The following is an 18353-nucleotide window of genomic DNA, read 5'->3' on the forward strand; positions in this document are numbered from 1 at the left end:
GATTTTAGAGCAGGGATTTACAATGACAAGACTATTTTGAATAAAGACAGCTAAACCCACGTCCGTTGCGGCTGTGCTCCCAGAGGAATTTATCAGGCCCTTCCTGAATGACGGTGTCTTCCTGCATCAGGCTGAGTGAATTGTCTTTGTCGATATAGATCGTGGTTTCCTGTTTGCGCACATAGTTGTCGCGGCTGACAACTTCGCTTAAGATTTTTTGCCCGGGTTTTTGCTGAACCTTGAAACCTTTATTGATCTGGCAAAAGCGCACACTTTCGTGGGCCACTCCATTGGACGAAGGATGCATAGCAAAGCCATCGCAGTCCTGGCTGCGCTCGATTTCAAACGGGCAGTTGTCGGTGCCGCTGTTCAGGCGGAACAAACCGTCGGATGAAACCGGGCGTGATTCCTGCGCCAAGGCAGAGCCCGAAATCATCAGTCCCAAAATGAGAATTAAACAAGGCCAGTGCATCCACACTCCTTCATTCTTTTATGAAGGAGCAAGCTTTGTGCGCAGCTTAGAACAAACTTAAAGGGCCTAGAGAACAACATTCTCACTCTGGAATGTCGATGTGCCGCTTACTGGCACGCCTGTCCGTGGCCTGCGAAGGCCTTGTCCAGATGAAAACCAGAACGCAGGTGCACACGACAGCCGCGGATATTTTGGCGTAAAGAGGAACGTTCCCAAAGAACAAGGATAATGAAACCAGAGGCACCATCAACCCAGTGGCCATCAGTTTCGCACGCGTGCGGATCACCCCGTGTTTTTGCCAGTCCAAGATCAACGGCCCCATGTGCGGCTGAGCCAAGAGCCATTTGTGCCAGCGGATCGAGCTTCGCGCAAAACAGAAAGCGGTCAAAAGCAGAAACGGGGTTGTCGGAAGCAGCGGCAAAAAGATGCCGATAAATCCCAACCCCAGAAAGATCCAGCCTGCCACAAAGTAGGCGGTTCTTCTTGTCTGCTTGATCAGTTTCACAGATGGACCTCTTTCTTTTTACTTTCAAGCGGGGAAAGCATCAGATAAAGAGCCGGCACCACAAACAAAGTCAAAAGTGTTGAAACGATCGTGCCACCAATGATCGACAGACCCATCGGTACACGCGTTTCAGAACCGATACCATGACCGATGACCAGCGGCAAGGCGGCGGCGACAGTGGCCACGGAAGTCATCAGAATCGGGCGCAGACGAATCGGGCAGGCTTGCAGCAGGGCTTTGGAAATGTCCTTTTCCCCGTGATAGCGAACTTGATTGGTGAACTCCACCAGCAGAATCGAGTTCTTTTTGGCAATCCCCATCAGAACGATCAGACCGATGAAGCTGAAAAGATTCAGCGACACATCAAATGCCCACAGGGCGACCAGGGCTCCGGTCACGCTGAAAGGCAATGCGACCAGGACAGACACGGGATGAATGAACGAGTTGAACTGCACTGCCAAAATCAGATACGCCACCAGGATACCGACCAGCATCGCGGAATAAAGACTCTTGAACGAGTCGGCAAATCCGGCAGAAGCCCCTTCCAGAGCGAAGGAATAACCCGTGGGCAGAATCTCTTTGGCAATCGCACTGGCACGTTCCAGAACCGCCGCCTGGGACTGACCCGGCGCAAGGTTTCCGAAAACCGAAATCGCACGCTGACGATTCACACGGCTGATACCCTGAATAGCGGATTGTTCTTCGATCTTCACCAGCTGTGAAAGCGGGATCAGATTTCCGAAGTTATTGCGCACGTAAAGTTTTTTGAAATCTTCCGGCTGCTGGATCTGGTCTTCCAGGAATTTAAAGCGGATGTCATAGCGGCGGCCATCGGCGGTGTAGCGGCCTTCACGCAAGCCCCCGACGCCGGCAGAAAGGATGCGGCCCACATCTTCCACCGAAACACCACGCGCCGCCATCGCTTTGCGGTCCGGGGTCAGAACAAGTTCCGGAATCCCTTTGCGGAAATCCGAATCCAGGTCCACGGCCAGGTTTTCTTTTTCCAGACGGTCCATCAGCTCCTGGGATTTTTCAAACAGAACATTCAAATCCGGTCCGCGCAGATTGATTGCCAGGGGATTTTGACGGCCGGAAGAAAGGTTTCGCGCTGAAATATCACGCATGGAAACACGCATGTCTTTCAGTTTGCGGAATTCAGCACGCCATTTGTTCATGATCTCAAGGTGACCTTGTTGGCGGTCCGCACGGGCTTTCAATGCCACCGGCAGGAAGACCTGATTGACGTTGGATCCACCGCCGCCGCCACCGACAGAAACGACAAAGCCTTCCACCGAAGCATCCTGCTTCAGGATGGCCTCGATCTTTTCAGCCTCGCGGCTGGTTTTTTCAAGTGAAGTGCCCGGAGGCATCTGGGCATTGATGATGATAAAGTCCTGATCCTGTGCAGGAACGAATTCCTGACGTACTTTCGCCACCAGGAACAGAGAAACCACGAAGAAGATCAGTGAGCCGATCACCACCACGTATTTGAATCGCAAAGTTCCGTGCAGAACCTTCTGATAGGAATGCGCGAACTTTTCAAACAACTCATCCAGCCAGTGTTCCAGTTTGGAAACCTTCGGCTCGCTGGACAGCAGGGCCGCGGCACGCATCGGCGTGATGGTCACGGCTTCAAGCAAGGACAAGGACACCGCAGCACTCATTGTCACACCGAACTGGAAGAAGAACTTCCCGATGATGCCATCCATAAACACGACCGGCAGGAACACGGCGATGACCGCCAAGGTCGCGGCGACCGCAGCGGGAAGGACCTCTTTCGATCCATCCGAGGCGGCTTTGGCCGAAGGTTTTCCCATGCGATAGTGGCGCACGATATTTTCCAGCAACATGATCGCGTCGTCCACGACGATGGAAATCGACAGCGTCAGCGCCAGCAAGGTGAAGAGATTCAGGGTGAACCCCGAGAAATATAAAATCGTGAACGTGCCGACAATGGAAGTCGGGATCGAGAACAGGATATTGACGGCAGCCGAAATACTTCCCAGGAACAGGAAACAGATCAAAATGGTGATCAGAGCCGCCACCCACAGCTTTTCAATGGTCAGTTTTACGGTGGCATCTGTCGGACGGGTAAAGTCGACGTTCACGCGGAAGTCAAAACCCTTGGGAAAGGTGTCTTTGATGCTGTTCAGTTTGGCGCGGACCTCGTTGGCAACAGTGACCTCGTTGGTGCCACGCTGCTTGCGCACGATGATCGAGACGGCTTCGCGGCCATCCACCCGGGCCACCCGGCGGATGTCTGACAGACCGTCTTCGACGCGGGCAACATCGCGGATAAAGATCTCGCGATCATGAATGCGCTGACCGCCCCGGCGCAGAATCTGAATGTTGGCGACATCGTTGACGTTGGTGGCTTCACCCAGCCAGCGCACACGCAGTTCGCGTTCGCCTTCGGTGAATTGACCCGCAGCACTTTCAAGGTGCTGAGTGCTGATGGCATCCACCACATCAGTCAGAGTCAGATACAGTGCGGATAGTTTTTTTGTGTCAACCCAGATACGCAGGTTGCGCTGACTGAATCCGCCGATGCTGACCTCGCCGACGCCTTCCAAGAAACGCACCTGATCCAGCAGATAGTTTTCAGTCCAGTTGATCATGTCGCGCAGTTCGGCTTCGCCATAGACTGAAAGGATGATGATCGGGTCTTCCTCGGGGTTTTGTTTGCGGATGGTGGCAGGGTCCACACCCGGCGGCCAGCGCATGCGGCTGAGGGCGGTTTGCACTTCCTGCAAAACTACGTCGACATTTCGATTGATATCAAACTCCAGGGTGACAGAGCCGGAACCCTGACGGGCGGAAGAGCGCATTTCCTTGATGCCCTCGATGGCGAGCAGGCGTTCCTCGATAGGATCCAACAGTTCGGCTTCGACGATTTCAGGAGCGGCTCCTTCATAGTCCACAGAAACGCTGACGATAGGGAAGTCCACGTCCGGCAGTTGCGAGATACCCATGCGGTTCATGCAGATGGCACCAAAAACAATCAATGCAAACATGAGAACCCATGCAAACACCGGGCGTCGAATCGAGAGGTCAATCAGGTTCATAGTGGTCCTTTCGCACAATACATTTTTCCCCAATTGGCGACGGAGTCAATGCGGGGACATTAAGGCATGTCAGTTTAGACGAAAAGAAGGAGGGTGAGGTTCACACCCAGAGGACTTTTTTGTGAAAAAACGGGAATATCTAGAAAGCTTTCGCGTTAGCTGGCTCTTTGTAGTCAGGCATCAGTTTGCCGCGATGGCACATGTAGCAGGTGGCTTTGGCGCTCTTCTTGCCGTCCATGCCGTTTTCACGAAGCATCTGAGTCAATTTCATATGCTCCTTGCCGACTTTAAAGGCTTTTTTGTCATCTGCTTTGAAGTTTTGAACATTGTGGCAGGCATTGCAGGTCACACCCAGTTCGCGCGAGATCACAATCATCTCTTCACGGATTTTTTCTTCTTTTGTCACAAATTTGGACACAGACTCGGAGTGAGCCTGAGGAATCAGAAGGACCAGCAAGAATGGAAGGGCGAGCCATTTTCGGATGCACTGCATAGGAATAGCTTGTCCGAGGACCCGCCCTCAGGCAAGGCAAGACCCTGATTTCTTGACTGGTTCTGGACCCAAGTGTAACGATAAGCACCGGGACTTTGTCCCTTTTTCAAAACTTGGAGCCCTGCATGAAAATTAAGCATCTTGAGGACCTAAACACTCTTGTGAGCCTCAGCAAACGTCGTGGTTTTGTATTCCAATCCAGTGAGATCTATGGCGGTCTTGGAAGTTGCTGGGATTACGGTCCTCTGGGTTCTTTGATGAAATTGAATGTGAAGCGCGCTTGGTGGAATGCCATGACCCGCAGACCTGACATCGTGGGTCTGGATGCCGCGATCCTGATGCACCCGATGGTGTGGAAAGCTTCCGGTCACGTGGATGGTTTCTCGGATCCATTGGTGGACTGTAAAGAGTGTAAAACACGCTTCCGTGCGGATAACACCGATTCCTATATCAACGAAAAAAAATGCCCGAACTGCGGCAGCAAGAATCTTTCTGAAGAAAGATCCTTCAACCTGATGTTCAAAACTCACATGGGTCCGTTGGAAGATTCCGGCAGCGTGGTATATCTGCGTCCGGAAACTGCTCAAGGTCACTTCGTGAACTTCCAGAACTGTCAGCAGGCTTCCCGTTACAAGATTCCATTTGGTATCGCGGCGATTGGTAAATCCTTCCGTAACGAAATCACGCCAGGAAACTTCATCTTCCGCACGCGTGAATTTGAACAGATGGAAATGCAATACTTTGTCGAGCCGGGCACCGACGAACAATTCTTCAAAGAATGGAAAGAGCGTCGCTGGAACTTCTATATCAAGTACGGCATCAAGCCAGAGAATTTGAAATTCAAGGACCACGACAAGCTGGCGCACTATGCGAAAGCGGCGGTGGACGTGGAGTTCAAGTTCCCAATGGGCTTCTCTGAGCTGGAAGGTATCCACAACCGTTCGGACTTCGACTTGTCCCAGCACATGAAATTCTCGGGCAAAAACCTGGAGTACTTCGACGAACCGAACAAAAAGAAATACATCCCTTACGTGATCGAAACAGCCGTGGGCTGTGACCGTCTGTTCCTAGCGTTCCTGTGTGATGCTTACCGTGAAGAAGTGACCACAGATGAAGCGGGGAAAGAGGACGTGCGCGTGGTGATGGGTCTGCACCCGGACATCGCTCCGTTCAAAGTGGCGGTTCTGCCACTGTCCAAGAAAGAGGAACTGAGCTCTATCTCTGAAAAACTGCGTGACCAGTTGGCTGAAGACTTCGACGTGAACTACGACGAATCCCAGTCTATCGGTAAACGTTACCGCCGTCAGGATGAGATCGGAACCCCGTTCTGTGTGACTGTCGACTTTGACACCATCAACGATCAGGCAGTGACCGTTCGTCACCGTGACAAGATGACTCAAGAGCGCGTGGCGATCACTCAGTTGAACGCTTACATCGCAGCCAAGCTGAAAGCGTTCTAAAAAACAAAAAGGGAGTGCATCGCACTCCCTTTTTTTATTTCCATCATATCACAAGCTCGGTGAGCTTATTTGTCCAGTTCCCAGCAGCTGTAAGAACCGTTGTTGGTCAGAAGCACGATGCTGCCATCGCCATTGTGAGCCACAGGCTTCAAGGTTTTGTTATCAAAGATCAATCCATAAGGATTGTCGCCCGGATAGGTTTTCACGTGAGTGTAGACGCGGCCGGTGGTTTTGGATTTGAAAGTGATAACATACAGATCATTGTAGCTTTGATCACCGTCTGGGCCGAACAAAGCTTTGATTTCAGCAAAGGTAAGGGCCTTCGGGGTGTATTCATGATCCACCAAGTGAGCGTTCACCATCGCCAGATCTTTGTCGCTGATAGATTGAACTTCCTTGATGTCAAACTCGCTGACGTCTGCGAAGGCTTTTTCAAAAGCGAATTCATCTTCGTTGCCGGCGTCCATTGCGCAAAGCTCTTTCAAAGCAGGCAGGGAATAGGATTGAGGTGCCGCAAAGGCAGATGCGGAAGTCAAAGTCAGGGCCAAAGCCAGGATCTGGTGTTTCATAGTCTCTCCTTGAGTGTTTCGATTTCGAGGGTATTCCTATCAAGCTGATTCGTTTGCGTGAAGTGCATAGAATCAAAGTTAATATGCTTTTTAGGAATACCTGCTGCTTCAGCTTGCGTACCTGCCGGCACTCCAGCACTGCCCGGCGGGGCCGGATTAGTACAGATAGATGTTGGAGTCGTTTTTGCTGTTGTCGCGATAGAAGACGCCGTCGATGCGGCCTTCGTACACGCGGTTGCAGGTGATGATCACGCCAGACACCAGGACTTCATCCAGAGAAAGCGGGCAGGTGTAAGACGGGCTGAACATCTTCACGCCGTTGATTTTGGCGCGGCACTGCGTTTCGTTCAGAACCTCAACAGAGGAAACCAGGGCGATGCCTTGCGCCTCTTCAACGATGCATTCCTGAGCGTAAGACGTGCTTAGGGACAACAAAACAGACAGGGCAAGAACGGCCTTTTTCATGAATTTCTCCTTGGGTTTTTATGATGCGCGTTTTTCTAGCATAGGGTTCGAAGAAAGACCCGTTAGGATTTGGTCGGGAAGGGCTTCCTGTAAAAACTCCTAAGTGCTCGATAAACATGTGGTTTTTTAAGGGAAGCAGAACGCCCCGGAACACCCTTCCGGGGGTGGAACGAAAGCTCTATAACTCAGAGCATATTGGGTCCCAAAATTTCATTGATATTAAGGGCTTAGGGATGTTCTATGTCTAATAGACAGGACAACTAATTTTACTTTTCCGGTGGGGGAGACTAATGCACCAGAATGTAAACTCTGACAAACAAACAACCAAAACAGCTATACCACAGAAGTTCGTGTACTTCTTTGCTGCCGGGGAATCCGAAGGCAATGCGGGCATGAAGAACATTCTGGGCGGTAAAGGCGCCAACCTGGCCGAAATGACCTCTTTGGGCATTCCGGTTCCTCCAGGCTTCACGATCTCTACAGAGATCTGCGCTCACTTCTATGAAGCCGGCGGTAAACTTCCTGACTGGGTTCGTCCCGCGGTTCAGGAATCCATGAATAAAGTGGAATCCAAAATTGGCAAAAAATTCGGTGATGTGAACAACCCTCTTTTGGTGTCTGTTCGCTCCGGTGCTCGTGCTTCCATGCCGGGCATGATGGACACGATCCTGAACCTGGGTCTGAATGATCAGACTGTTGAAGGTTTGGCGAAGTCCTCTAACAATCCACGTTTTGCGTGGGACTCTTACCGTCGTTTCATCCAGATGTACTCAGATGTTGTGATGGGCATGAACTCGTCACTTCTGGAAGTGACTCTGGAAGACCTGAAAGAGGAAAAACACTACAAACTCGACACCGAAATGACGGTTGAGGACCTGAAACTTCTGGTGAAGAAGTTCAAAGATCTGGTTCATCAGATGACCGGTCAGTCCTTCCCGGCAGATCCTTGGGAACAGCTCTGGGGCGCGATTTCTGCGGTCTTCCATTCCTGGAACACGCCGCGTGCGATCACTTACCGTGAATTGCACTCGATCCCGGCGGCATGGGGTACGGCCGTGAACGTTCAGTCCATGGTCTTTGGTAACATGGGTGATGATTCCGCAACGGGTGTGGCGTTCACGCGCAATCCATCCACCGGTGAAAAAGCCTTCTACGGAGAATTCCTGATCAATGCTCAGGGTGAAGACGTGGTGGCGGGTATCCGCACTCCGCAACCGATCACGAAGGTTGCCGCAGCAGCGGCGGGTGTGATGTCTTTGGAGGAGGCTCTTCCTCAGGCTTACGCTCAGTTGGTTGAAATTTATAAAAAGCTGGAAAGTCACTATCGCGACATGCAGGACATCGAGTTCACGATCGAACGCGGTGTTTTGTGGATGCTGCAAACCCGTAACGGTAAAAGAACTGCAGCGGCCGCATTGAAAATCGCCTGCGACATGATTGACGAAAAGTTGATCACTCAGGACGAAGCGATCCTGCGTTTGGACCCGGCGGCTTTGGATCAGCTTCTGCATCCGACTTTGGATCCAAAAGCGGCAAAGACCACTTTGGCCAAAGGTTTGCCGGCGTCTCCGGGCGGGGTGAACGGCCAGATCGTTTTCACTTCAGAAGAAGCGGTTGAGTGGAAAGAGCAAGGCAAGAAAGTCATCCTGGTGCGTATTGAAACGTCTCCGGAAGACATTGCCGGCATGGTCGCAGCCCAGGGTATCCTGACAACTCGTGGTGGTATGACTTCCCACGCAGCCGTTGTGGCTCGCGGTATGGGGAAATGCTGTGTGGCGGGTTGCGGTGATATCGAAGTTGATTATCGCAATGAAACCATGAAGGTGAAAGGTTATGTCCTGAAAAAGGGCGACGTGATCACTTTGGATGGTTCCACGGGTGAAGTTTATCTGGGCGAAGTTAAAACCATCGAGCCAAAACTGGATGGCAGCTTTGAGCGCATCATGAAAATCGCTGATGGCATTCGCAAACTGAAAGTTCGCACCAATGCGGACACGCCGAAAGACGCGCAAACGGCGCGCAACTTTGGGGCGGAAGGTATCGGTCTTTGCCGTACCGAGCACATGTTCTTCGGCGCAGACCGCATCGATGCGGTTCGTGAGATGATCATTGCTGACAACAAAATGGACCGTGAAAAAGCTTTGGCGAAACTTTTGCCAATGCAGCGTGAAGACTTCTATCAGTTGTTCAAAATCATGGACGGTCTGCCAGTGACGATCCGTTTGTTGGATCCACCTCTGCATGAGTTTGTTCCGCACACGGATGAAGAAACCAAGGAATTGGCAAAACGCCTGAACACGGACTATGAGCGTCTGCGCTCCAAGGTTAAATCCCTGCACGAGTTCAATCCGATGCTGGGGCACCGTGGCTGCCGTTTGGCGATCACTTATCCGGAAATTTATCAGATGCAGGTTCGTGCGATCGCCGAAGCGGCGGCTCAGTTGATGGCAGAAGGCAAGACATTGTCTCCTGAAATCATGATCCCGCTGGTGGCAACGGACAAAGAGCTGGACACTTTGCGTGCACAAAGCATTGCGGAAGTGAACAAGGTTCAGTCTGAAAAGAACGTGAAGTTTGAATACACGGTGGGCACGATGATTGAGCTTCCAAGAGCTGCGATCACCGCTGATGCTATCGCTGAACACGCGGACTTCTTCAGCTTCGGTACGAACGATCTGACTCAGACGACTTTGGGCTTGTCCCGTGACGACTCCGGTCGCTTCCTGGGCACTTATGTGTCTCACGGAATCCTGCCAAAAGATCCATTCATGTCCATCGATCAGGTGGGCGTGGGTTCTTTGGTGAAAATGGGTGTGGATCTGGGCCGTCGCACGAAGCCTGACTTGAAAGTCGGCGTGTGCGGTGAGCACGGTGGTGACCCTGAATCCATCGAGTTCTTCCACAAGGTGGGTCTGGACTACGTGTCTTGTTCTCCGTTCCGTGTGCCTATCGCCCGACTGGCGGCAGCCCGCGCGGCCTTGATCGGTAAGAAAATCCACTAAGCTAAATGAAAAAGCCCTCTGATGAAGAGGGCTTTTTTTATTTTTCTAAGGAAGGGTTCCATTTCTGCCAGTCCTTGGGGGCCGAGCTGAGTAACGGGAACTTGTGGTTGTATTTGGCGACTTCGCCGGCGGGATCCGGAGTGAACATTTCAATGCCGCCGTGAAGAAGTGTTTCCAATGAATTGATCTTAAGTTCTGATTTAAACAGCCCCAGTTTGGCCTGCACGCCGACTTTGCGCCAGAACTGAGTGTTGGTGCGCACCAGGCGGGCGTACTTGCTTTGCAGGTTGATCTGTATATGCAGGGTTTGTGCGGTCTTGCTTAAGGTCACTTTGGTGACGGTGCCCACGTTCATGCCCCTGAAGCTGACATTGTCACCGGGGTTGATGGATTCCGCGTTTGCGGTTTCCAGCCGATAGGCCACGGTATCTTCCAAGGGGTCGTCGGTTTCACTTTCCTGCTTTCCCTGGAATTCGGTTTTTTCACCGCCATCGCCCGGCTGGGCAGCGATGTAAGGTCCTTCAATCAGGGTTTCAAGGCCGGTGATTCCCTGAATGCTGACCTTGGGGGTGACGATCCAGTATTTGGCGCCTTCTTCTGCGAATTTTTTTGCATCCTTTTTAAGACGGGCATGCACGATGACTTTCTTTTGGTCTTCTGACAGCTTTACGTCAGTCACGCTGCCTATTTCCACACCCCGATAGCTCAACCTGGTTTTTTCCGCCTCGATGCGGCTGCCGTCGTCGAAAGAGATTTCGATCTTTGGCCCCAGTCCGGTCAGATACTGCACCAGCAGCCATGCTGAAATCAGCACCGCAAAAACAGGGAACAGCCACACATACCAGTGCGAGCTGATTTTACGAACGGTCTTTTCCGGATTCATGAGGTTGTTCCTTTGCAGGGGCGGAATCCCGGTTGAAGTAAGCGGACGCCAGCATGGTGAAAATCACCACCAGGGCAAACAGCAGTGCGCCAGGTTTGGGCTCCACGGTGGCCCATTTTCCCAGCTTCAGAATCGCGATCATGATTGCCAGCAGAAAGATATCCAGCATCGACCAGCGGCCGATAGCTTCGACGATTCGGTAAAGCTGGTCTTTGAGCTTCGGATGATGGCGGGATGAATCCAAGGACAGGTAAAAAAGAATAAAAAGCTTCAGCAGGGGAATCAGAATGCTTGCTAAAAATACGATGATGGCAATGGGCCACGATCCCGCTTCGGCCAGCGAGACAATGCCGTCCCAGATGGTCGCCGTATTCTTGCGACCATAAAGTTCGATGCTCATAAACGGGAACAGATTCGCCGGTATGTAAAGCACCAGTGCCGTAATGGAAAAGGCCAGCGTCAAAGGCTGAGCTTGCGTGTTCATTTCGTCATCTTACGCCGTTGACCCAAGGGGGATATTTGTATTTCCACAACTCTGGCAGAGCGGCGGGTTTTGTCTGACACAGCAATAAAATACAACTCACGGTGATATATTTTTTGTCTTTATGCTGAGGGGGTCGTTCAAAAAAACATGAAAGGATGCAGACCATGGCTCAATCCAAGAAGGGCTTGACCACCAGTGCCGGTGCGCCGGTTCCAGACAATCAAAACTCGATGACGGTGGGGGCGCGCGGGCCCTTGGTGCTTCAGGATGTGGCACTGATAGAAAAGCTGGCGCACCAAAATCGTGAGCGCGTGCCGGAAAGAACTGTGCATGCCAAGGGCTCGGGGGCTTTTGGGACACTGACGATCACCGGCGATATTTCCAAATACACCCGTGCCAAGTTCCTTCAGCCGGGAACCAAAACAGATTTACTGATTCGCTTTTCCACTGTGGCGGGCGAACGGGGAGCCGCCGATGCCGAGCGCGACGTGCGTGGATTTGCGCTGAAGTTTTACACGGAAGAAGGCAACTTTGATCTGGTCGGCAACAACACGCCGGTCTTTTTCGTGCGCGATCCTTATAAATTCCCTGACTTTATTCACACGCAAAAGCGTGATCCGCGCTCTAATTTGCGCAGCCCCACAGCGATGTGGGATTTCTGGTCCCTCAGCCCCGAGTCCTGCCATCAGGTGACAATTCTGTTTTCGGATCGTGGATTGCCGGCTTCGTACCGACATATGCACGGCTTTGGTTCGCACACCTATTCCCTGATCAGCAGCAAGGGGGAACGCCACTGGGTGAAGTTCCACTTCAAGACCCAGCAGGGGATCAAAAATCTGATGAACGATGAAGCGGCCGAACTGGTCGGGCGCACGCGCGAAAGTCATCAGGAGGATTTGTTCAACTCAATCGAAGCCCGGGATTTCCCGAAGTGGCGCATGTATGTGCAAATCATGACTGAAGAGCAGGCTAAGAAGACCTGGTACAATCCCTTTGATCTTACCAAGGTGTGGCCGCATGGAGAGTTCCCGATGATTGAAGTGGGCACCATGGAGCTTAATCGCAATCCCACAAACTATTTTGCCGAAATCGAGCAGGCCGCCTTCAATCCGAACAACATGGTGCCGGGTGTTTCATGGTCCCCGGACAAGATGCTGCAGTCGCGAACCTTCGCGTATGCGGATGCCCATCGCTATCGTATCGGGACCCATTATGAAATGCTTCCGGTGAACAAACCCAAAGTGGAAGTGAATCACTATCATCTGGATGGGGCCATGCGCCTGGATGTTCCGGAATACAATCATGCTTATTATGAACCGAACTCTTTCGGCGGGCCCGCTCAACAAGAGCAGTACCGCGAACCGCCTTTAAAGCTGGATGATGCCACCATGGATCGTTTTGATCATCGTCAGGGGAATGATGATTACCGCCAGGCGGGGGATTTGTTCCGGTTGATGGATGCCGATAAAAAAAGGCAACTGCTGGACAATATCGCTGAACACATGAAGGGCGGGAACGTGCCGGAGGAAATCGTGCGCCGTCAGATCGATGTCTTTATGAGGTGCGATCCTGCTTACGGTGGCGGCTTGGCCGAACGCATGGGGGTGAAGGTTTATTCCGACAAATATGAAAGTGGCAGTGCCCATCATTAGGGCGGGGGATGTATGGCGACCTGGGAAGAGTATAAAAAAACAATGGTGGTGGAGCCACTGATCTTTGAAGAGGCCCGCAACGGCAACTGCGAGGCTTTGAAACAGTATCTGGATTTTGGTGGCGGGGTGGAGATCCGCAATTTCAAGGGGCACACGCTTTTGATGCTGGCGGCTTACAACAATCAGGAAGACGCGGCCGAATTTCTGATAGAGCGCGGGGCGGATGTGAACTCCACCGATGATATGGGAAATTCGGTGCTGATGGGGGTTTGCTTTAAAGGGCACACGCGTTTGGCGGAGCTGTTATTAAGTAACGGCGCCCGGTTGGAGGATAAAAACCCTCACGGGATGACGGCTTTGGATTTGGCCCGGGTTTTCGGGCGCAAGGAAGTGGTGTCTTTATTAAGTGACCGCCCGGCATCGTGGACGGATCCGATGGAGGTCGCCTGCCGCCTGATTTCCCGCAAGCTGTCGCGACCGACTCCGGAAGCTTGATATTATATATAGAGAGGGCACTGCCAGATTGTGTAAACACTGTGCAGTGCTAAGTGCTTTGTTTCATTGTGGTACGTGATAGTTTTGTAGAGACGCTTTTCAGAAAGCCAATTGTCGTCACTGTCTAACCAAAAGACAGCGTGAACATATTCCATGATCTTTCCTGAATGCTGTAAGTGTTCGAAATTCGTTGGTGAAACGCGTGCCAGGGGTTTTTGGCCGCTGATTTGCTTTAAGGAACAGCATAGAGAAGGAAACAAATTTTATGAAATTCAAAAACTATGTTCTGACGATTATGAAAGCCCTTGTACTGACTGCCATGACTGTAGGTTTGGCGAACTGTAGCAAGGATGACAATAACAGCGGTACCAGCAATATCTATTACTGGGGCGCCAACAACATCTGTTATCAGAACGTAAACGGGCAGGCGGTTCAGGTGAACCAGACTTACTGCTCCACGAACTCCACTTATGCTTACAACTCTGCCGGCGTGTGCACGATCAAGTCCACAGGTCAGCAAGTGGCACAATCATACTGCACGAACGGTACAACCGGTCAGTACATCATGAGCGGCAACCAGTGCTACCAGGTCAGCGGTACACAGTACATCCCGGTGAACTACACATACTGCATGGGTAACACAGGTGGAACGACTTCCCAGACTTGCTCCGGCGTTTACTACTACGGCGGCCAACAGTACAACTGCGGTGTGACTCACAACTGTTCTGGTGTGATCATGCAGAACCAGTACGGCCAATCCGTACAGTGTTTGTAAGATTCTGCGGATAAAAATTCCTTCTTGATTCCGACAATCCACGGCGCCCCGGTTACCCGGTGCGCCGTTTTGCATTTGGCGCCATGCAAAATATCTAGGCGGCTTTTCATGATGCAGCAAGTAAATCGGTTGTAAGTCTGCTTAAGTTTTCAGCGTTAGGCCCTCTTTTAAGAGCCTATGGTTGACATGCTTCCCAACACTCGCGAAATTCTAATGGTCTTTGGTCTAGCTAGACCAAGGGCTTGTATTTGAGGGGAAGTACTCAAGAGGGGATATACCTTGAGAATTAAGAAGATTGAACTAATTGGTTTTAAGTCGTTCAAAGACCGCACCGTCATCCACTTTGATGCCGGTATCACGGGTATCGTCGGACCGAATGGTTGCGGTAAATCCAATATCGTGGATGCCCTTATGTGGGTTATGGGTGACCAGTCCGCCAAGGATCTGCGTGCATCCCAAATGACAGACGTCATCTTCGGTGGAGCGGAAGGTTATGCTCCACTGGGTATGTGTGAAGTGTCCCTGACACTTGAAAATGACGGTGGTCCATTCCCGGCAAAATATATTAAACATTCTGAAATCATGGTGACCCGCCGTTTGCACAGAAACGGTGAAGGTGAATACTTCATCAATAAAGAACCTGCTCGTTTGAAAGACCTGCAAGAGATCTTTATGGATACGGGTGCCGGTTCCAAAGGTTTCTCCATCATCGCTCAGGGTATGATCGGTAAGATCATCACTGCGAAACCTGAAGACCGCCGCATGCTTATCGAAGAAGCTGCCGGTATCACCAAGTTCAAAGCCCGTAAAAAAGAATCCCAGCGCAAACTGGTTGCGACCGATCAGAATCTGGTGCGTTTGCAGGACATCATCGGCGAGTTGAAACGCCAGATTGATTCTTTGCAAAGACAGGCGCAGCGTGCGGAACGCTATCGCAACATCAAAAATCAGATTGAAGATCTGGATCTGTGGCTGTCCACCGCTCAGTACGTTGAATTGAAACGTGCTGCGGATGAGGCTCAGGCGATCTTCAACGAAGCGCAAAGCATGGAAGTGGAAGGCGAAACAAACCTTTCCACTTTGCAGGGCCAGTTGGAAGTTCTGAAACTGCAGATCCTGGAAAAGGAAAAAGCAGTTGAAGAGCAGCAGACTGAATACTTCACCAAACAATCCACTGTTCAAAAGAAAGAGATGGAGATCCAGGAGCTTCGCTTCGAGATCGAACAGGCTCGCCGCAATGAACAGATGACCGGCACCATCCTGCAGGAGCAGCAAGCCCGTAAAGAGCTTCTTGCCCGCGACAAAGCCGCATTGGATGAGCAGGTGATCGAGCTGAAGGAAGAGTCCGAGACTCTGTCGGCCGCCTTCACCGAGAAAAACGAAATCTTCCAGAACTTCAATTCCCGCATCGGCACTGTGGACGAGGACCTGACGACGAAACGTCGTGAGCTGTTCGCCGTCGGTCAGACCGAATCCTCTTTGGATGCGCGTGTGAATTCCCTGTCCTCTCAGATCGCGGACCTGACAGACCGTCAGGACAACGAACAGCAGGTTTTGAACGAACTTCGTGAAAAACAAGTCGAGTTCGAAAACCGCCGCAAAAAAGTGATCACAGAGCTGGATAAAGAGCGTCAGATGCAGCTGGATCTTGCCAGCGACGTGGATTCTTTTGAAGCCAACAAAAAAATCCTTCAGGATTCCGTGGCGACAAAAAAAGCCGAAGTGGATTCCTTCAAGGATTCTTTGAATGAAGTGGCGTCCCGCCTTTACGGTCTGGAGAACCTGCAAAACAACTTTGAAGGTTTCCAAGAGGGTGTGAAGCAGGTCATGCTTTGGCAGAAAACCCGCACTCAGGAAATGATGGCGGACGGTTCTGTTGTATCCCACTTCCAGCCAGTTTCTGAGGTTGTTGAAGTTCCGGCTGAATACGAAGTGGCGATGGAAGCGGCTTTGGGTTCCCGTTTGCAGATGTTGTTGTCTTCTGATGCCAATATCGCCGTGGACGCCGTTTCTCACCTGAAAGAAAACAAATCCGGTCGTTCCAGCTTCATGGCTGCTGACGGTCAGGGGCTTACTTTCAATCGCGCTGAAGCACCAATGGGTCAGGACGGCGTTCAAGCCATCCTGAAAGACGTGGTTCAGGCGGCTGATAAATTCAAAAACACAGTGACCTACATGCTTGATGGCGTGGCGATTGTGGATTCCATCCGCACTGCTTTGAACCTGCGCCCAAGATATGAAGGCTGGACATTCGTGACTCTTGACGGTGACACCCTGACTGCTGACGGTGTTTTGACGGGGGGCTCTTCCGAGTCCGCCGATTCCGGCATGCTGAAGCGTCGTCGTGAAATCAAGGAATTGTCCGAGAAAAAAGACGAATTCGCAGGGAAACTGCAACTGGCTCAGATGGCTCTTAAAAAGACTGAAGAGCAGTTGGCCAACGTATTGAATGACTTCGAAGGCGCGCAAAAACGCAAGATCGATCAGGAGATCAAAGTTGCCGAATTGAGAAAAGACGCTGAACGCGCTGAAAACGAAGTTCAGAATGCCTTGGCAGCTGTAGAGCGCCAGGAACGCGAAGTCAAAAAACTGACAGAGCAACTGGAAGTTCAAGAGCAGAAACTTGAGGAACTGAACGAGGCTCTGATCGAGGCTCGTGAAAGAAAAGTTCTGCTGGAATCTGAAGTGGAGACTTTGAATTCTGAAATGAACTCTGTTCGTCTGGGCTTTGACGGTCTTCAGGCGGAAGTGACGGATCTTCAGGTGAAGTCCGCTTCCAAAACCCAGGAATACACTGGCGTTTTGAGACAGCTTGAAATGGTGACCAAATCCCTGACGGATCTGGAAGCTCAATTGGCGCGCATGAGTGAAGAGGCTGAAGGGTACAACTCCCAGATGACCGACACTCAGGTGACTCTGGAAGAAAAGAAAATTGAATTTGAACGTCTTTTGGATGAAGTCGAGACCCTGAAACTTCAGGCGGCTCGCACGAAAGACGAATACGAAGTGATGTCTGAATCAATCCGTGCGATCGAAGATGAAGCTTCTGCTTCTCAGCGTGCACGCAATGAACGACAGCACAAAATGAACGACTCCCAGTTGAAACTGGAGCAGGCGAAGATGAAAGAGCAGTACCTGATTGATCAGGTGCGCGAGCGCTACATGCTGAACCTGCCTGATGTTGTTGAGAAATACGTGAACCGCGAAGGCGACTTCCTGGAGGCGGATGCTCAACTGAAAGACCTGCGTGAGAAACTGGCGAAGATCGGTGAAGTGAACCTGTCTGCGATCGAAGAGTACGAAGAGACTGCTCAACGTTACGAATTCCTGATCAAACAGCACGCGGATCTGACTGAGGCCAAAGATCAGTTGCGCAAGGTTATCGAGCGTATTAACAAAATCTGCTCCAAGCGTTTCAAAGAAACCTTCGAGCTGGTCAACGATCGTTTCACCCGCGTATTCCCGGTCTTGTTCGGTGGCGGTGAAGCTTGGTTGGAACTTGTTGAAGAAACTGAAAAGAACGAAGCGGGTATTGAGATCATCGCACGTCCTCCAGGCAAAAAGACTCAGAACGTGTCTTTGATGTCCGGTGGTGAGAAAGCTTTGACTGCGGTGGCGCTGGTGTTCTCTATCTTCCTGGTGAAACCATCTCCATGGTGTTTGCTGGATGAGGTTGACGCTCCACTTGATGACGCCAACGTCTTCCGTTTCAACGACCTGGTTCGTGAAATGGCAAAACGTTCTCAGATCATCGTTGTTACCCACAACAAACACACCATGGAAGTGGCGGGCAAGTTGTACGGCGTGACGATGCAAGAGCGCGGTGTTTCCACGATGGTTTCTGTTTCCATCCAGGACATCAAATAGTCCGAAGATAACAAAACGAATGCCAAAGACCCCGTTGATGACCTCAACGGGGTTTTTCTTTTTCCGGGGTGTTGCAAAGTGAGACGTTCCGCGAAAGTGTTTCTTTCGTGTTCCGGAATCTTCAGTCTAAACAGCAACGGAACGCCCCAATGTGAGAACCACGGTC

Annotated in this window: 14 protein-coding genes; 6 read left to right on the plus strand and 8 right to left on the minus strand. The window is 51.3% G+C overall.

Annotation, left to right across the window (positions count from 1 at the left end; all coding sequences use genetic code 11):
- Positions 1-31 precede the first annotated feature (31 nt).
- The 4 genes from ACZ520_RS05250 to ACZ520_RS05265 all read right to left on the minus strand — a co-directional run bounded on the left by ACZ520_RS05250 (position 32) and on the right by ACZ520_RS05265 (position 4535).
- A complete protein-coding gene (locus ACZ520_RS05250; protein ID WP_416481215.1) occupies positions 32-436 on the minus strand; it encodes a hypothetical protein in 405 nt (134 codons plus the stop codon).
- 118 nt (positions 437-554) lie between these two features.
- Positions 555-977: a YbaN family protein gene (locus ACZ520_RS05255; protein ID WP_374032347.1), complete on the minus strand. Its 423-nt coding sequence runs from the start codon at positions 975-977 to the stop codon at positions 555-557.
- Complete coding sequence (locus ACZ520_RS05260) at positions 974-4042, minus strand: efflux RND transporter permease subunit (RefSeq protein ID WP_464127699.1); 3069 nt, start codon at positions 4040-4042, stop codon at positions 974-976. Before ACZ520_RS05260 ends, ACZ520_RS05255 begins: the two co-directional genes overlap by 4 nt.
- A 139-nt stretch (positions 4043-4181) precedes the next feature.
- A complete protein-coding gene (locus ACZ520_RS05265) occupies positions 4182-4535 on the minus strand; it encodes a photosynthetic reaction center cytochrome c subunit family protein (RefSeq protein WP_417870038.1) in 354 nt (117 codons plus the stop codon).
- Between the two features lie 125 nt (positions 4536-4660).
- On the opposite strand from ACZ520_RS05265, the gene ACZ520_RS05270 reads away from it, so the two are divergent.
- A complete protein-coding gene (locus ACZ520_RS05270) occupies positions 4661-5995 on the plus strand; it encodes a glycine--tRNA ligase (protein WP_464127700.1) in 1335 nt (444 codons plus the stop codon).
- A 65-nt stretch (positions 5996-6060) separates the two neighbouring features.
- On the opposite strand, the gene ACZ520_RS05275 is transcribed toward ACZ520_RS05270, so the two are convergent.
- Both ACZ520_RS05275 and ACZ520_RS05280 read right to left on the minus strand, forming a co-directional pair.
- Complete coding sequence (locus ACZ520_RS05275; RefSeq protein WP_088565882.1) at positions 6061-6564, minus strand: hypothetical protein; 504 nt, start codon at positions 6562-6564, stop codon at positions 6061-6063.
- A 156-nt stretch (positions 6565-6720) separates the two neighbouring features.
- Positions 6721-7029 (minus strand): hypothetical protein, encoded by a 309-nt coding sequence (locus ACZ520_RS05280; protein WP_464127701.1) that lies wholly within the window; start codon positions 7027-7029, stop codon positions 6721-6723.
- Positions 7030-7319: 290 nt separating this feature from the next.
- Between ACZ520_RS05280 and ppdK the strand changes: the two genes are divergently transcribed.
- Entirely contained in the window at positions 7320-10031 is a 2712-nt protein-coding gene (gene ppdK, locus ACZ520_RS05285; RefSeq protein ID WP_088565880.1) for a pyruvate, phosphate dikinase, read from the plus strand.
- A gap of 37 nt (positions 10032-10068) precedes the next feature.
- Here the strand turns inward: ppdK and ACZ520_RS05290 are convergent, their stop codons facing one another.
- Both ACZ520_RS05290 and ACZ520_RS05295 read right to left on the minus strand, forming a co-directional pair.
- Positions 10069-10914: an MlaD family protein gene (locus ACZ520_RS05290; RefSeq protein ID WP_464127702.1), complete on the minus strand. Its 846-nt coding sequence runs from the start codon at positions 10912-10914 to the stop codon at positions 10069-10071.
- Positions 10889-11398 carry a paraquat-inducible protein A gene (locus tag ACZ520_RS05295; protein WP_088565879.1) on the minus strand — a complete coding sequence of 170 codons (510 nt, stop codon included), beginning with the start codon at positions 11396-11398 and terminating at the stop codon, positions 10889-10891. Before ACZ520_RS05295 ends, ACZ520_RS05290 begins: the two co-directional genes overlap by 26 nt.
- Positions 11399-11562: 164 nt before the next feature.
- Here ACZ520_RS05295 and ACZ520_RS05300 point away from each other — a divergent pair, with 164 nt between their 5' ends.
- The 4 genes from ACZ520_RS05300 (at position 11563) to smc (ending at position 18187) form a co-directional block, all read left to right on the plus strand.
- Complete coding sequence (locus tag ACZ520_RS05300; RefSeq protein ID WP_417870032.1) at positions 11563-13050, plus strand: catalase; 1488 nt, start codon at positions 11563-11565, stop codon at positions 13048-13050.
- A 12-nt stretch (positions 13051-13062) separates the two neighbouring features.
- Entirely contained in the window at positions 13063-13545 is a 483-nt protein-coding gene (locus ACZ520_RS05305; RefSeq protein WP_416480917.1) for an ankyrin repeat domain-containing protein, read from the plus strand.
- A gap of 265 nt (positions 13546-13810) precedes the next feature.
- On the plus strand, positions 13811-14320 hold the full coding sequence (locus ACZ520_RS05310; RefSeq protein ID WP_088565877.1) for a hypothetical protein: 510 nt from the start codon (positions 13811-13813) through the stop codon (positions 14318-14320).
- Positions 14321-14599: 279 nt separating this feature from the next.
- Entirely contained in the window at positions 14600-18187 is a 3588-nt protein-coding gene (gene smc / locus ACZ520_RS05315) for a chromosome segregation protein SMC (RefSeq protein WP_464127703.1), read from the plus strand.
- The last annotated feature ends 166 nt before the right edge of the window (positions 18188-18353 follow it).

The sequence above is a fragment of the Bdellovibrio sp. BIS2 genome (assembly GCF_055398295.1).

Excerpts from the sequence above, each read along its gene's own strand:
- ACZ520_RS05250 (WP_416481215.1), bottom strand. The coding sequence starts at position 436 with ATGATTTCGGGCTCTGCCTTGGCGCAGGAATCACGCCCGGTTTCATCC.
- ACZ520_RS05260 (WP_464127699.1), bottom strand. The coding sequence starts at position 4,042 with ATGAACCTGATTGACCTCTCGATTCGACGCCCGGTGTTTGCATGGGTT.
- ACZ520_RS05265 (WP_417870038.1), bottom strand. The coding sequence starts at position 4,535 with ATGCAGTGCATCCGAAAATGGCTCGCCCTTCCATTCTTGCTGGTCCTT.
- ACZ520_RS05270 (WP_464127700.1), top strand. The coding sequence starts at position 4,661 with ATGAAAATTAAGCATCTTGAGGACCTAAACACTCTTGTGAGCCTCAGC.
- ACZ520_RS05275 (WP_088565882.1), bottom strand. The coding sequence starts at position 6,564 with ATGAAACACCAGATCCTGGCTTTGGCCCTGACTTTGACTTCCGCATCT.
- ACZ520_RS05280 (WP_464127701.1), bottom strand. The coding sequence starts at position 7,029 with ATGAAAAAGGCCGTTCTTGCCCTGTCTGTTTTGTTGTCCCTAAGCACG.
- ppdK (WP_088565880.1), top strand. The coding sequence starts at position 7,320 with ATGCACCAGAATGTAAACTCTGACAAACAAACAACCAAAACAGCTATA.
- ACZ520_RS05290 (WP_464127702.1), bottom strand. The coding sequence starts at position 10,914 with ATGAATCCGGAAAAGACCGTTCGTAAAATCAGCTCGCACTGGTATGTG.
- ACZ520_RS05295 (WP_088565879.1), bottom strand. The coding sequence starts at position 11,398 with ATGAACACGCAAGCTCAGCCTTTGACGCTGGCCTTTTCCATTACGGCA.
- ACZ520_RS05300 (WP_417870032.1), top strand. The coding sequence starts at position 11,563 with ATGGCTCAATCCAAGAAGGGCTTGACCACCAGTGCCGGTGCGCCGGTT.
- ACZ520_RS05305 (WP_416480917.1), top strand. The coding sequence starts at position 13,063 with ATGGCGACCTGGGAAGAGTATAAAAAAACAATGGTGGTGGAGCCACTG.
- ACZ520_RS05310 (WP_088565877.1), top strand. The coding sequence starts at position 13,811 with ATGAAATTCAAAAACTATGTTCTGACGATTATGAAAGCCCTTGTACTG.